The sequence below is a fragment of the Aquirufa sp. A-Brett2-W8 genome (assembly GCF_054558755.1).
In genome coordinates this window covers 198744-214387 of record NZ_JBPXKS010000002.1, presented here as the reverse complement: position 1 = coordinate 214387, position 15644 = coordinate 198744, and the positions used below count along the sequence as shown (strand labels likewise).

Genomic DNA, 15644 nt, shown 5'->3' with positions numbered 1-15644 from the left:
GATTATAATCCAGTCGCTACCGTTTTAGCTCCACGTGATTTAATTAATTGATCGCGCATTTTCTCCTCACGGAACAAAGCAATCGGATCCAAAGCGCCTCCTAATTCTAGACGCGCTTGAGCTACTAAGGCACGCACATCCGTACGGAAAACCGCTTGCAAAATCTCTTGACAACGCACTACATCATTCGCTTCACGTGCTGCTTCCAAAGCTTTTCTATCCACTAATAAGGCCTGCGCATAAGCGATTTGAATTGCCTCCACCGATTGCATTAAATCTTCTAATGGATCTTTGACGTTGTGTGAGGCATCGATCATCCAACCTACATCTTTAGCATGATTCATACCCTTCGCATCCATTCCATCGACTAATTCGTTGAAAATCAAGAACAATTGGTAGGGTTTGATGGAACCTGCAGTTAAATCATCGTCGCCGTATTTCGAATCGTTGAAGTGGAAACCTCCTAATTTGCCTTCCATCAATAAGACCGAAACGATTTGCTCGATGTTGGCATTCGGCAAATGGTGCCCTAAATCAACCAATGTCTTCGCTTGCGATCCTAATTTATTCACCATCGAATACGACGCACCCCAGTCTCCCACAGTCGTCGAATAGAAATTCGGCTCGTAGGCTTTATATTCCAAATACAAAGACCAGTCTGCCGGCAAAGCTGCATAAATCTCCCGCAAACTATCCACCGTACGCTCATAGGCCTTACGGAAATTCAATTGTCCCGGAAAACAAGATCCGTCGGAAAGCCAAACAGTTAATGCCTTAGATCCAAGAGAGACCCCGTGCTTAATTACCTCGATATTGTGATCAATCGCTTGTTTCCGAGTTATCGCAGAAACGTGTTGCAAGGATCCGAACTTATACGAATGTGCTTGATCCGCCTGGTCTTGAAAGGTATTCGAATTCACCGCATCGAAAGCCAAACCATATTGAGCAGCTAGCGTACGAATCGCAGCAGGGTCTGTGGGGATATCCCAAGGAATATGCACGGAGATCGCACCAGAGGATTGATTTAATGCATGCAATAAACCGACATCTGCTATTTTTTCTTCCAAATTACGCGGTTCGCCTCCGCCGGAGAACCGACCGAAACGTGTTCCTCCGGTACCTAAGGCCCAAGAAGGAATGGCAATTTGGAAATCTTTTAATTTCTGTAAAATGCCTGCGGGCAAATTCACCTCGGATTTCAAGAAATCTAGGCGGCGGTTGTGCCCCGCCAATAAAGCATTATTATGATTCGAAATATTCATCCTTCTATCTTAAAAATCCTGCGGCTACACCGCCATCTACGTTCAAGGCATTTCCTGTGGACTTATTCAATAAGCCTCCCACGAATGCAAAACACGCATTCGCTATATCATCCGGTAATATAGACTCATTTAATAGCGTTCTTTTCGCGTAATAGGCTGGTAATTCAGCCACCGTGATTCCATAGGCTTTGGCACGACCCTCTGCCCAACCGCCTGCCCAGATATTGGAATCAGCGATTACCGCATCTGGATTCACCGTATTCACCCGAATGTGATCCGGTCCTAATTCGGCAGCTAATAAGCGTGTCATGTGTGCCTGCGCTGCTTTCGCTGAGCCATAACCTACGTTATTCGGTCCCGCCACAAAGGCATTCTTCGACACAATATTCACAATGTCTCCACCTAATCCTTGCTTGCGCATCACGGCAATTGCCGCTTGAGAAACCAAGTATTGTCCTTTCACTAAGATATCATATAATTTGTCCCAGTCGGCCTGCGTGTGCTCTAGGATTCCTTTGGAAATCGAGATACCCGCATTATTAACGATGATATCTACCCCACCAAAATCCAATGCTGCTTGCTTCATCGCCTCCTCTATGGATTCCTGATTGGTCACATCAGCAATCACTGTCGAAACGACGTCCTTCCCGAATAAACCAATAAACTCTGCTTTCGCCTCTGCTAAACGGTCTGCATTCACATCATTTAGAATCACGCAAGCGCCCTCTTGAGCCATCTTTTTGGCAATCGCTTTACCGATTCCACCTCCGGATCCTGTGACAAACGCCACACGTCCTGACAAAGCTTTCGGCTTCGGCATGCGTTGAAGTTTCGCTTCTTCCAATAACCAATATTCGATATTAAAAGCCTCCTGACGAGGTAAAGAGGTATAAGACGAAATGGCCTCCGCACCACGCATTACATTAATGGCATTGGTGTAAAATTCGGCGGCCACGCGAGCTGTTTGCTTGTCTTTAGCAAACGTAAACATTCCCACACCTGGGTATAAAATCACCACTGGGTTTGGGTCACGCATCGCTGGCGAATTCGCATGCTTGCAAGAATCATAATAGGATCCATACATCTGACGGTAATCGGCAAACAAAGGCGTCAAAGCCTCCACGGAAACATCCGAACCCAATACCAATGGCGAAATTTTCGTCCTCAGGAAGTGATCCGGGCAAGAAGTTCCTAATGGAGCTAAACGGTCTAAATCGTTCGAATTAATGAATTGCATCACGCGCTCATCGTCGGAGAAATGACCCACCATTTGCACATGGGAGGAACAAAATCCACGAAGAACCGGAGCTAAAGCAGCTGCCTTCGCCGAACGTTCCTCCGCAGGGAAAGACGACAGTCGCGCACCACCAAAAACAGTACTCGTCTTCGATTCAATGTATTCCGCACATTTCTCGATGACTTCTAATGTATTCAGATAACATTCGTAGGACGTATCGCCCCAAGTAAATAATCCATGGGAACCTAACATGATGCCACGCAATTGGACACCCCGTGAAGCTGCCTCCTCTAAACAAGTTTTTAATTGCAAGCCTAGATCGAAACCTGGACGCTGCCAACCTACCCAACCGATTAATCCACCAAATAAATCTCTCGTGATTTGCTCGCCATCTTTCGAAGCCGCAATCGCAATCGCCGCATCCGGATGTAAGTGGTCGATGTGTTTGAAAGGTAAAAAACCATGCAAAGGCGTGTCGATGGATGGAGCTTTGGACGATAAATCAAAAATGCAATGATTAAACAATTCTACCATTTCATCTTCGTGTTCCAAACCACGGTATACAGAAGTCAATGAAAGTAAACGATCCATGTACAAAGCCGCGCAACCCGATTTTTTCAAGGTTCCGATATCTCCGCCCGAGCCTTTGATCCACATTACTTCCGTCTCAGATCCCGTTAAAGGATCCTTGTCTTGTATTTTTACCGAGGTATTTCCCCCGCCATAATTGGTAATGCGTAAATCCGCTCCTAAAATATTGGAACGGTAGATGAAAAGGTCGACTTCATTTCCGGCAAGCGCCGCTACTTTAGCGTCATCCCAGAGATACGATACGTGTTTGTACATGGTTTTATTTTTTTCTTATAATTACAATGGTAAAAGGGCTCAATCGCCCTAGTCTACCTAGGGTAGTTCGAATTATTTTTTAGCATTAATCAGATTTATAGAAAATAACATAAAAAAAGAGACGCGATTTTCGCGTCTCTAAACTTATTTCTTTTTCTTTGGTTGCGCCATGTCCATGTAGTCTACCACTAAACTACCTAGGGCTTTAACCCCCACTTGGAATTGACTTTCATCTAAGTAAAAGTCGGGTGTGTGGTGACCTGCTACTTCGTTCGCTTTTTTATTATCTGGTCTTGCGCCTAAAAAGAAGAAGAACCCAGGAACTTTCTGTTGGAAGAAGGAGAAGTCCTCTGCACCGGTGTGTGCTGGAACTGTTCTTACTCGATCTTTACCATTCACACCTTGCAAGGTAGGCAACATTTTCTCTACTAATTCAGGGTTGTTGTAAGTCATGGGATATCCTGTTCCAATCGTCACATCCGCTTTTCCACCACCACTTTCGGCAATATTCGTTGCGATATCTTTGATACGTTGGTGCACTAATTCCCGTTGAGCTGTACCAAAAGTCCGAATGGTACCGATCATATGAGAAGATTCCGGAATGATATTTTGGCGAATACCACTGTGAATCGCACCCACGGTGACAATCGCAGGATCTTCTGTTATGTTAACTGAACGAGATACAATTGTTTGCAAACCCATAATGATTTGAGATGAAATCACAATCGGGTCAATTCCGGTCCAAGGACTAGCGCCATGCGCTTGTTTTCCTTTAACATTAATGTCTAATTGGTCCACTGCCGCCATCGTTGCACCTGGCTTGTATTCAATCACCCCGTTGTCATTTCCTGCGCCAATGTGTAAACCAAATATCACATCCACTTTTGGGTTTTCTAAAACTCCCTCTTTTACCATTAATTGGGCTCCAGCAAGTATAATCTCTCCTTTGTCATTGTAAACGCCCTCCTCTGCAGGTTGGAATATGAATTTTACGGTACCCGCTAAATTTGCCTTTTCAGACGCCAAAATTTCAGCTACTGCCATCAAAATTGCCACATGCGAATCATGTCCGCAGGCGTGCATAACGCCCGTTTTTTGGCCATTGAATTCGGTAACGACTTTCGATTTAAATGGCACATCCACTCGCTCTGTAACAGGTAATCCATCCATATCGGCACGCAATGCCACTACTGGTCCAGGCTTTCCTCCTCTCAGGATTCCTACCACTCCCGTATAAGCGACCTTTTCTTGTACCTCGATCCCTAAGGAACGTAAATGTGCGGCAACGATGCCCGCTGTGCGGACTTCTTGATTACCTAATTCAGGATGCTCATGAAAATCACGACGCCAAGCGATTACCTTGTCTTTCAAAGCATCTGCTTTTTGCGCAATAACTGGTTTCAACGAAGATTGTGCGTCCGCGAAAAAGGGCGCAGCTAATAAGGTGATTAAAGCTAGTTTTTTCATTTGTATTTTTTATTTATAACCCCATCCACGCATGATCGCTAAATCTTCTCTCATGCAATCCAATGGTTTTAATCCTTGGTATGATTCTTGTTCGATAATAAAGTGTTTCGTCCCTCCTTCTTTGTCCCCTAATTTAACTAAGGCTTGAACATCGATTTGGCCGGAACCTTTACCTAAAACAGTGGATTCGAATTTCTCATGTCCAGCTGATGATGGAACTTCATCCTTCACGTGCATCGACACAAAACGACCCGGGAATTTCTTCATTACTTCAGCAGGAACTCCACCACCGTTGATCATATTACCTATGTCTAATTGTTGAGCTACTAAAGTTGGATCCGTGTTATTTAACATGATATCATATAATAATTCCCCCTCTAATTTCTCAGAGAATTCGAAATCATGGTTGTGGTAGCCGAATCTCATGCCTGATTTTTGGCATAACTCCCCTGACTTATTAAAAATATCCATGTACTTCAATAATAGATTTTTATCCTTGCGAATTGCCATATCGATGGACGGACTAATCACTAATTCCTGTCCTAAAATAGCGGCATCATCTACGGTATATTTCCAAAGATCGGTGAATTCATTTTTCCCTTCATCCCAGTGCTTTTTACCCATCACGGTGTGACCTGAAGGCATTTTAAGCCCTAAATCATCTAGGCGTTTTTTGAATTCTTTAGCCTCCCATCCGTAAAATTTACGGTCGATGTAATTCGCATGTTCAACATATTTATACCCCATTTCTGCTAAAGCAGTTAAGGTGGATTGTGGGTCACGTTTCATATCATCTCTTACCGAGTATAACTGAACTCCCACTAATTTCTTGTATTTAGCAGCTGCTAAAGCCTGCATGGCAGGAGAAGCAAACGCAATGGCACCCAGCCCCATGGCCGAATTGCGCAAAAAGGAACGTCTTGAATGATTCATATTTGATAGGTTTAATTAGTTGTTCAAGCTACAAATTCTATTTCTAATTTACAAAAATCCCGTAACTTCGAATCATGATGCAGCCCCTCGCAGAACGAATGCGCCCCACTACTTTAGATGAATACATCGGCCAAGAAAAGGTCGTGGGATCTAACGCGCCCCTTCGAAAGGCCATTGAGGCAGGTCATTTACCATCTTGCATTCTTTGGGGGCCACCGGGGGTCGGAAAAACAACGCTAGCTACTTTATTATCAGGGGCATTAAAGCGAACGATGTATTCGCTTTCAGCAGTCCAATCAGGCGTAAAAGACGTCCGAGAAACACTCGAATTAGCTAAGAAAAATCGCATGTTCGAGGCGCAATCCCCTATTCTTTTCATCGATGAGATTCACCGTTTCTCTAAATCGCAGCAGGATTCCTTGTTAAATGCCGTTGAAAAAGGAATCGTCACTTTAGTGGGTGCTACCACAGAAAATCCGTCCTTTGAAGTTATCTCCGCCCTATTATCCCGTTGCCAAGTTTACGTCTTAGAATCCCTTTCGAATGAGCATTTAGACCAAATGCTCCTAAAAGCCATCGCCACCGATTCTCTATTTGCAAACAAAACTATAACGCTCAAAGAAACAGATGCTTTATTCCATTTTTCAGGAGGCGATGGTCGGAAACTTTTGAATCTGTTCGAATTATTAGTCACCACGGAAGGAGGTAACTCTCTGGAGGTCACTAATGCATTAGTCACCGAACGTTTACAGAAAAATCTAGCACAATACGACAAGGACGGTGAGCAGCATTATGATATCATTTCAGCTTTCATTAAATCGATTCGCGGATCAGATCCAGATGCGGCAGTCTATTGGTTAGCTCGAATGTTAGCGGGTGGAGAATCTTTGGAATTTATCGGTCGTCGACTGTTGATTTTAGCCTCGGAAGATATTGGATTAGCGAATCCAAATGCCCTTTTATTAGCACAATCTTGTTTCGATTCGATTCGGGTGATTGGCAATCCAGAATCCCGGATTATTTTATCTCAAACAGTAATTTATCTTGCTACCTCCCCTAAAAGTAATTCGGCCTACAATGCCATCAACAAAGCCATGGCCTATGTAGAACAAACGGGGGATTTGCCCGTGCCTTTGCATTTACGCAATGCGCCCACCAGAATGATGAAAGATTTGAATTATGGTGCTGATTATAAATATCCGCATGATTTTCCAGGCAATTGGGTGGAACAGAATTACTTTCCAGAGGTGCCTAATCGACCGGTCTTTTATAAACCATCAGAGCAGGACAAAATTAATCGTGGCACTCCATCAAAATAAGCGCCCCATCTTCATAGGTAATTTTCACGATTCCATCTTCTCGGGTTTCATTACTTGAACTCGTTTGTATCCCCAGTTTCAAAACCGGATGGTTTAAATCGTATAATAAACCAGACGACTTCACTTGAATTGCCTCACCATAAGGCAGTAAAGAAATAGGCGATTTAGCTGGATACCATTTCTCGAACGTATAGGGTAATAAATAGGATGTTGAATAATTGTCAAAAAATACAATTTTTAGCGAGCGGCCATAGCGCACCATCGAATGAAAATTATTCAAAGTATGATCCATTCGCCTACCGGAAGCCCAAACGACATTTACTGCAGGATATCCTTCGGCAAGCAAGTATTCGAAAGCCTTTTCTAGATCGGTTAAATTTTGATCCGGCGTATGGATTTTTTTCAAGGGATAGTCACTGTATTCATTCTCGAGCGCATGATCAAAATCGCCTAACCAAACATCCACTTTGATCCCTAAAGAAATCACGCGCGCAATGGCACCGTCTAACACCACCACGGTAGGAGACCATTCTAATAATTGTTCCAACATATCCATCGCGCACTCCTCCCCATTCGCTATAATGAGCGCGGGTTCTTGTTTGTCACGAATGATATGGTGTGAGGACATTTTAGGCTTTGAAATCGGACTTTCCGCCGGATTTAGAAATCAATTTGGTCTCTTTAATTACGATACCCTTGGAGACCGATTTACACATATCGTAAATGGTTAATGCGGCTATAGACGCTCCTACTAGGGCCTCCATTTCGACTCCAGTCTTTGCTTCTAGACGACAAATACAGGTGATTACAATTTGATCCGCTAAAACCTCTGTCTCAAATTTACAGGAATCTAAACCAAGTGGATGACAAAGCGGAATCAAATCAGACGTCTTTTTAGCTGCCATCGTACCGGCAATAACCGCGGTTTGCAGAATGCTCCCTTTCTTATTTTGCCAGCCAGCAGCCTCAAAATGTTGCACTATTTCTGCTCCTAAAAAAACGATGGATTGTGCCTTCGCTTCACGGACCGTATCCGTTTTTGCACTAACATCCACCATTCCTGGAGTACCATCCGACTGCAAGTGAGAAAAGTCAATTGACATAGCTGATTTGAAATTTAGAAGACAAAAATACGGGAGAATTAGCAAAAAATAGCGAAATTTAACAAATACGATAAAACCCTACACATGATCAGCCCACTTGAAGCGATTGAACTCCTTAAAAACATCACTATCCCATTCCGAACAGAGAAAATGCCATTGGCTAAGACTTTGGGAATGAATATCGCCGAGAAAATAGTGGCAGATCGTGACTTCCCTCCTTTTGATCGCGTCATGATGGACGGAATCGCCGTAAAGGATATTAGTGCTCCTACCTGGAAAATCGAAGGTATTTTATTTGCTGGAGAACCTGCGAAAGCGATTAAAAAGATGGATGGGGCTTTGGAAATCATGACAGGTGCTACGGCTCCTCGGGGTACAGAAGCGATTATCAAAATCGAAGACCTTAAAATAGAGAAAAAAATTGCTAGCTATATCGGTAAAACTCCGTTAGAAAAAGGACAATTCATTCACTTGCAAGGCGCTGACGCAGAAGCAGGAAGCATTTTAGTAAAGAAAAGAACGAAAATCGGTCCAGTCGAAATTGCTATTGCTGCGACGGTCGGAAAAGCTCATATTGAAGTGGAATCAAAGCCTCACGTTCATATTTTCTCTACTGGGGATGAAATTGTGGGATTACACGAAACTCCCGCTGATCACCAAATTCGCAGTTCAAATGTGATGATGTTGAAGTCAGTTTTATTGTCCAAAGGCTTTAAAGCTAATTCGAGCCATTTAGCGGATTCCGCAGAAAAAATAAAGTCGAGTATCGACAAAGCCCTCGAATCAAATGATATCATTTTATTATCTGGAGGTGTGTCTGCGGGTAAAAAAGATTTCGTTCCGAGTGTTTTAGCGGAAGCTGGATTCGAAACCGTATTTCATAAAATTTCCCAAAAACCAGGAAAACCTTTATTAGTGGCCACGCGTCATGACGGAAAAGTAGTGTTTGCCTTCCCAGGCAATCCCATTTCAACCCTCACTTGTTTCTGGGTCTATTTCCTTCCTTGGGTATCGGGTGAATGGGCTGAATACTCCGTTAAAGAAATTAAATTCTTGCCTAAACCATCGGCAGAATTAGATCAGTGGATTCCGGTTGAAAATGGTGAGGTATTGGCGCACAATGGCTCAAGTGACCTTATTTCTTGGTCGAGAGCGGATGGTTTGGTTTGGCAAAAAGCGGGTGATAAATCAAAGAAATTGCCCTATATTCCACTCAAATAAGCCTGTATGGAACTGAAACTACATACTTTCAATCTGCCACTAAAGCACACATTCACGATTACACATGAATCGAGAGATGTGCAACCCACGTTGATTGTGGAATTAGGTTTGCATGGAAAAAGTGGTTTTGGGGAAGCTACCGAGACCCCCTATTACGGGGTGACGATGGAAAAAATGAAGGCGCAAATTGAGTCGATTATCGATTTGTTGCCACACGATATTTTACCTCATCCGCATGATTTTTGGGCGATGATGTCTAAAACCCTATTAGACGAGCATCCTTTTGCACTTTGTGCGCTGGATGTGGCCTATTGGGACCTGTGGGGAAAGACACATAACAAGCCCTTGTATGAAATTTGGGATTTAGATATCTCCAATAACCCCATCACGGACTACACAATCGGAATCGATAAATTAGAAAAGATGGTGGCCAAAATGCAGGAGACCCCCTTCCCTCTCTATAAAATCAAATTAGGCACGGACGACGATTTAGAAATCGTGGAAGCGCTGCGCCAGGAAACAAATGCCATTTTCCGGGTCGACGCAAACACCGCCTGGACACCCGAACAAACCATTTACTTCGCCCCTGAACTGCAAAAATTAGGAGTCGAGTTCATCGAACAACCCTTGAAAGCGGACAATTGGGACGGAATGAAGCGGGTGTACAAGGAATCCACTTTACCTATTATTGCAGACGAAAGCTGTATTTTAGAATCCGATGTAGAAAAATGTGCCGGATATTTTCACGGTATCAACATCAAACTGATGAAATGCGGTGGACTCACGCCGGCCTTGCGGATGATCAAAAGGGCGAGAACCTTAGGCTTGAAAGTCATGGTGGGCTGTATGACGGAATCGACCATCGGCTGCTCAGCTATTGCGCACCTGTTACCCTTGCTGGATTACGTGGACATGGATGGCTGTTTATTGGTAGATGATACGATATCTAGAGGAATCACGATCGATTTTGGAGTTGTTAAGTATGCTAAATTACCTGGAACCGGAGCTGAATTAATATGAGTTATAGTTTGACAGAACATCACATTCCAGGAAGGGAAATTAGTTTCGAAGGAACGAATTACCTTTGGTTAGGAGGTACAAATTACCTGAATATTGGATCTCACCCGACCTTTCAAGGGGCATTATCAGAAGGAATTAAGCAATTTTCCCAAAACTTCGGCAGCTCACGTCGCAACAACTTACAATTCTCGATTTGGGACGAATTCGAACAGGCCTTAGCCTCTCACTTTAGTGTAGAGTCTGCAGCCTTATGTTCCTCCGGCTTAGCCGCCGCCCAAATCGCCATTCAATACGCGCAGCAGAAAGGTTTAGCCTTAAACCTCGCACCTCAAGCACATCCAGCCTTATGGCGACACCCCTATTTGCCCTTTACGGGAACTTATGCAGAATGGATAGCTAGCCACCAAAAAGGCCAAATTTTAGCCTCTGATGGCATTGGGTCTCCATGGATTACAAGCTTTGACTTTTCTTTTGCTTCGAAAATGGATACATCTAATTTTCTCATCGTGGATGAATCGCATCGAGCGGGAGTCCAAGACATCTCTATTTCCTGTTCTGGTCATTTAGTACAAACCGTTTCCCTTTCAAAGGCATTTGGCATTCCTGCAGGCGTTATTTTAGGTACTTCAGCAGACATCGAGGAAATTAAGAAAGACTCTTTTTGGGTGGGGTCATCCCCTCCCAATCCAGCCTTTTGCTATGCTGGATTACATTCGATGGAAGCCTACAAAGAACAAAGCAGAAAAAGTAAATCCTTAGCCGATCGGTTCGCGGCTAATTTACAAGGTTTTGAAATCGCTGTAACATACGAGGCTGGCTATCCTGCCTTCTGCTCCAAAGCCCTAGGCTTATTCGAGCACCTAAAATCAGCTGGCATCTTAGTGAACCATTTTGCCTATCCAGATATTACCGCACCCCCCGTTTGCCGTGCCATATTACCGACATGCCTCACCCTAGCAGATATTGATAAAATCACAGCAGCCATTTTAAGCTATGCGTAAACTTTTATTTCTTCTGATCAGCATGAGTACATTCGCTCAAAAGCCCTTGAACATCCTGGATCAATTATTGCTTTCTAATCCAGAAAAATTCAAGAAATTAACGGATCATCCGGAAAAATACCGCCTTCAAATCCTCTATACTCAGATTGATAGGGATGCGAAAAACAAGCCTCATTTAACGACCTATTCCTATCGCTCTGATTCAGCAGAATACTTTTACCCAGCTAGTACGGTAAAATTAGCCGCGAGTGTTTTAGCCTTAGAGAAATTGCAAGCCTTAAAAATCGACAAGTCTTCTACCTTTCAAACCTTAAAGAATAGACCGTCACAGTTAGAAATCTTATATGATACTTCATCTTCATCTGGCTTACCTAGCGTGGAACATTACATCAAAAAGATTTTATTAGTTTCAGATAATGAAGCATATAATCGGCTGTATGAATTTTTAGGCCAAAAACCCTTCAACGAAACAATGCTTTCAAAAGGCTTCACAGGAGTCCGTCTCACCCATCGTCTCCAAACACCTTTACCACGCCTTGAAAATCAATATACTAACCCCATAACTTTGCTAAATGCCTCTGGAAAAATCCTTTATTCCCAAAAAGAAGCATATAATAATCAACCCTATAGTTCCTCCTCCCCCATTTTAATAGGAAAAGGTACGATGAACGATGCGGCCGTGGTGGAAGATCATCCTTTAGACTTCAGCTTAAAAAATGCCTACCCCTTAGAGGCACAACATGTATTTTTGCAACGACTAATGCTTCCTGAAGCATTCCCCCTAAAAGATCGTTTCCAAATCAGCCAAGCAGACTATTCATTCCTATACCGTTATATGTCCATGTATCCGACTGAATCGAAGAACCCAGCCTACAAAAATGAATTTGCAACTTATTGCAAATTTCTATATTACGGTTCGGAGAAAAATGCGGCATTAAACTCCAAAATACGTATTTTCAATAAGGTGGGGGATGCCTATGGATTCCTATTAGACAACGCCTATATAGTCGACTTCGAAAAAAAGGTAGAGTTTATCGTAACGGCCGTTTTGCTGTGCAATGAGGACGAAATTTTCAATGACGAGAAATACGATTATGATACGATCGGATTTCCTTTCTACAAAAACCTAGGACAGGTCATGTATGATTACGAGGTAAAACGCCCAAAAAATTATTTACCCAATCTTGAGCACCTTAGATTCGACTACTCCAACTAAGCTTTTCGTTTTGCGTACCAAAGTACCCCCAAGCCAAAAAGAACGGCAGGAATAGAAAGAATTTGCCCCATATTTAGCGACAAACCATTTTCAAATGAACTCTGGTTTTCTTTCAGAAATTCGTAGAAAAAGCGCAGAGTAAAGACGAAAATCATAAAAATACCCGTCAATAAACCCTCTTGTGTCTTTTCTTTTTTCAGATTCCACAGATACAGTAAAATGAAAAACAAAAGCAAGCAAGAAAGCGCCTCATACAACTGAGAGGGGTGACGAGGCACCACAAAAGCAGCTAAACCGGTCGGATTGAACTCATAGTCACGTAAAAACTTAAACCCCCACGGCATATCCGTTGGTTTTCCGATGATTTCCGAATTCATCAAATTGCCAAAACGAATAAAGAACCCCGCTAAGGCCGCGACAATAACTATACGATCGGTGACATATAAATAGGATTGGCCTTTGTTTTTTTTCGTGTATGAATAAAAGGCTGTAAAAAGACCTATGGCTGCACCATGAGAGGCTAAGCCCGAAAATGGAGGGGTAATCATTTGGATAAAAAACCGAACGGGATCAGCTAAAAGTAAGGGAAATTCATAGAAGAAATAATGTCCCATTCTAGCTCCCACTACCGTACCCACCATCGTGTAAAGCAATAACTGATCAGCTTGATCGACAGACCTGCCCTCTTTTTTAAAAATATAGCTCACAACCTGAAAACCTGCTAAAAAGGCAAAAGCAAAACACAACCCGTACCAACGTATGGAAAAACCTAATAAGGTAATAATCGTAGGATCTGTATTCCACTCAATAAATAATAAGTTCATATAGCTCAAGTATTTGAACCAAAATTAAACATTATTTCTTTGAGTTTTTAACAAATACTTGGATAGTCTTTTTAATAAACTTCGCGGGATATAAGCGATGAGGGAAGCCTAAAGATATGGCTTGAAAACTACAGAAAATGAATAAGAAAAAGATTACAATACGTTTTTTCATAGGGTTTGATGAATAGAATGCAAATATACAATCAATTTAGTACTTTGCAATACAAGGTACTATAAATTATCAATTAGCTGATAATTTTGTAGACTAGATGCGCCCGTTCGTCGATTGGTTGCATCCTTTCTTCCATTTTTGAAATCTGTTACATATTATTGTAATGTTAATACCGTTTGATAACCGAATCAAATTCTTTTAATATGAAAACGAAAATATCTCTAATTGCCCTGGTTTCTGTGCTTGCATTTAGTGCGTGTACAGAAAATCAAAATGTAGACCCTCAAAACAAGGAAACTCTTGCGCCGCAAGATGTCCCCGTTTTAGTGACTCAAGCCGTTAATACGGTTTACCCGAAAGCAGCGACTATCGATTATTCCTCCTTGCAAACCAATGCGATCTATGTAGCTAATGTAACTACGGCCACAACGGAAGCGCAGATGGTTTTATCAAACAAAGGAATTATCAAAGAGGAGGCGATTAAAATTGCAAAAACGGACTTACCCGCTGCCGTTTTGACCTACCTCGATTCAAATTTTCCGGCTGCTACTATCGAGCATGCCTCGAAAAAAACGAAAGGCGATAAACTGGGCTACCGCGTGGAGCTTATTTTTAATAAAGAACACTATTCTGTTTTCTTTGATGCAACAGGAGCCTTCATACATCAAATTACTGGTTTGCAAGGTAAGCCTGGCAAGAAAGGTCCAGCTCCAGCCGCTACTGAAATTGCGCTAGCTGACCTACCAGCAGCAGTAAAATCTGCTATTTCAAGTTATACTTTCAAAAGAGCCATTTTAGTTAAAGATCCTGCCGGCGTTGAAATCTACCACATTCGCATTGAAAAAGCAGGTGTACCTTATGATTTAGCCATTGATGCAATTGGTAAAATATTAAAATCGAAAGAGGTGAATACGAAGGCTCCTAACTTCACTAAAATTGAGTTAACAACCTTACCGGCAGGATTGACTGCCTTCTTAAATGCAAACGCGGCGGGATTCATTCTTGACTATGCTGTAACTATTACAAAGGATTCTGTTATTGTAGAATACCATGTGGGAGTTACAATAGGTACTACTAAAAAAGAGTTTCACTTAGATGCTAAATTCCAACCTGTAGCTAACCCACATGCAAAAACGGGACATAATCCTCCCTCTTTAACAATTAAAGAGCTTAAATTAACTGATTTAACTTCAGCCATTACGTCCTATTTAACTACAAACTATCCTGGTTGGGTACTTGTAAAAGGGACGATTGCATTTAGAGATTCAACCATTTTGCACTTCCATGTAGTGATTGAAGTTTCGGCTAAAAAATACCTACTTGAATTCGAAGGAAATGGCGCCTTTAAAAAGGCCATAGCTTTATAAGATTATATTATTTGAGGTTCGAAAAAAGGCTTGCGTTTGCAGGCCTTTTTTATTTAATTAGAGTATGCAAAACATTGAACCATCGTTCCAGTGGGAATCCATTTACAACGCCGCACGAGATAAAAAGTCCCCCTTTTTTGGTAGACATTATTCAGAAACTACTTATGAAAATGATATTTATGGCTATTATATTCATCCACTTTGGGATGATATAGGCTCAGAGACCCTATTTTGCAAGATTCTGTATACTGATTATCAGGCCAAATACACGATTATCGAATTGTTCGGAGAATGGAATGATACCCTTCACAACGATGTGATGCATTTAAAGCGTATCGTCGTAGATCATTTCGTAGATGCGGGTATCAAACATTTTATATTAGTGGGTGAAAATGTCTTGAATTTCCATGGTTCGTGGGAAGATGATTATTATGCCGAATGGTTTGAGGATGTGGAAGATGGCTGGATTGCGGCTATGCATTTTGCACCATTTGTGGAGGAGGAATGGGCCAAATATAAGCTTGATTATTACCTTAATTTTGGCGGAAATTTACAAATTCCAAATTGGAGAACTTTGAAACCGGAAATGATCTTTTTTATGATTGAAAAATTGATGAAAAGACGATTAAATCCGTAAATTCGTCCAAACCTAATTT

The 15644-nt window shown here is 42.1% G+C and carries 14 protein-coding genes; 7 read left to right on the top strand and 7 right to left on the bottom strand.

Annotated elements, in window-relative coordinates; translation table 11 throughout:
• Nucleotides 1–2: 2 nt before the first annotated feature.
• The 4 genes from ACST13_RS00915 to ACST13_RS00900 form a co-directional block, all read right to left on the bottom strand.
• Nucleotides 3–1262 (bottom strand): sugar isomerase, encoded by a 1260-nt coding sequence (locus tag ACST13_RS00915; RefSeq protein WP_459521340.1) that lies wholly within the window; start codon nt 1260–1262, stop codon nt 3–5.
• Between the two features lie 4 nt (nt 1263–1266).
• Complete coding sequence (locus ACST13_RS00910) at nt 1267–3345, bottom strand: bifunctional aldolase/short-chain dehydrogenase (protein ID WP_459521339.1); 2079 nt, start codon at nt 3343–3345, stop codon at nt 1267–1269.
• A 144-nt stretch (nt 3346–3489) separates the two neighbouring features.
• Nucleotides 3490–4812 (bottom strand): amidohydrolase, encoded by a 1323-nt coding sequence (locus tag ACST13_RS00905; protein ID WP_459521338.1) that lies wholly within the window; start codon nt 4810–4812, stop codon nt 3490–3492.
• Nucleotides 4813–4821: 9 nt separating this feature from the next.
• Entirely contained in the window at nt 4822–5745 is a 924-nt protein-coding gene (locus ACST13_RS00900; protein ID WP_459521337.1) for a sugar phosphate isomerase/epimerase family protein, read from the bottom strand.
• Nucleotides 5746–5819: 74 nt separating this feature from the next.
• Between ACST13_RS00900 and ACST13_RS00895 the strand changes: the two genes are divergently transcribed.
• Nucleotides 5820–7064: a replication-associated recombination protein A gene (locus ACST13_RS00895; protein WP_459521336.1), complete on the top strand. Its 1245-nt coding sequence runs from the start codon at nt 5820–5822 to the stop codon at nt 7062–7064.
• Here ACST13_RS00895 and ACST13_RS00890 read toward each other — a convergent pair.
• Nucleotides 7039–7692 carry a thiamine diphosphokinase gene (locus tag ACST13_RS00890; RefSeq protein WP_459521335.1) on the bottom strand — a complete coding sequence of 218 codons (654 nt, stop codon included), beginning with the start codon at nt 7690–7692 and terminating at the stop codon, nt 7039–7041. The genes ACST13_RS00895 and ACST13_RS00890 overlap by 26 nt on opposite strands.
• Before the next feature lies 1 nt (nt 7693).
• Entirely contained in the window at nt 7694–8167 is a 474-nt protein-coding gene (moaC, locus tag ACST13_RS00885) for a cyclic pyranopterin monophosphate synthase MoaC (RefSeq protein ID WP_459521334.1), read from the bottom strand.
• A gap of 84 nt (nt 8168–8251) precedes the next feature.
• On the opposite strand from moaC, the gene ACST13_RS00880 reads away from it, so the two are divergent.
• The 4 genes from ACST13_RS00880 to ACST13_RS00865 are packed head-to-tail and all read left to right on the top strand — an operon-like array spanning nt 8252 to nt 12625.
• Entirely contained in the window at nt 8252–9388 is a 1137-nt protein-coding gene (locus ACST13_RS00880) for a molybdopterin molybdotransferase MoeA (RefSeq protein ID WP_459521333.1), read from the top strand.
• 6 nt (nt 9389–9394) lie between these two features.
• Nucleotides 9395–10408 (top strand): dipeptide epimerase, encoded by a 1014-nt coding sequence (locus tag ACST13_RS00875; protein ID WP_459521332.1) that lies wholly within the window; start codon nt 9395–9397, stop codon nt 10406–10408.
• Nucleotides 10405–11409, top strand: coding sequence for an aminotransferase class I/II-fold pyridoxal phosphate-dependent enzyme (locus ACST13_RS00870; RefSeq protein WP_459521331.1), 1005 nt, complete (start codon nt 10405–10407; stop codon nt 11407–11409). The genes ACST13_RS00875 and ACST13_RS00870 overlap by 4 nt, the downstream gene beginning before the upstream one ends.
• Before the next feature lie 22 nt (nt 11410–11431).
• Nucleotides 11432–12625, top strand: coding sequence for a serine hydrolase (locus tag ACST13_RS00865; RefSeq protein WP_459521330.1), 1194 nt, complete (start codon nt 11432–11434; stop codon nt 12623–12625).
• On the opposite strand, the gene lgt is transcribed toward ACST13_RS00865, so the two are convergent.
• Nucleotides 12622–13449, bottom strand: a complete 828-nt coding sequence (gene lgt, locus ACST13_RS00860; RefSeq protein WP_459521329.1) for a prolipoprotein diacylglyceryl transferase — start codon at nt 13447–13449, stop codon at nt 12622–12624. The genes ACST13_RS00865 and lgt overlap by 4 nt on opposite strands.
• 375 nt (nt 13450–13824) lie before the next feature.
• Between lgt and ACST13_RS00855 the strand changes: the two genes are divergently transcribed.
• Both ACST13_RS00855 and ACST13_RS00850 read left to right on the top strand, forming a co-directional pair.
• Nucleotides 13825–14988: a PepSY-like domain-containing protein gene (locus tag ACST13_RS00855; RefSeq protein WP_459521328.1), complete on the top strand. Its 1164-nt coding sequence runs from the start codon at nt 13825–13827 to the stop codon at nt 14986–14988.
• A gap of 64 nt (nt 14989–15052) precedes the next feature.
• Nucleotides 15053–15625 (top strand): hypothetical protein, encoded by a 573-nt coding sequence (locus ACST13_RS00850; protein ID WP_459521327.1) that lies wholly within the window; start codon nt 15053–15055, stop codon nt 15623–15625.
• Nucleotides 15626–15644 lie beyond the last annotated feature (19 nt).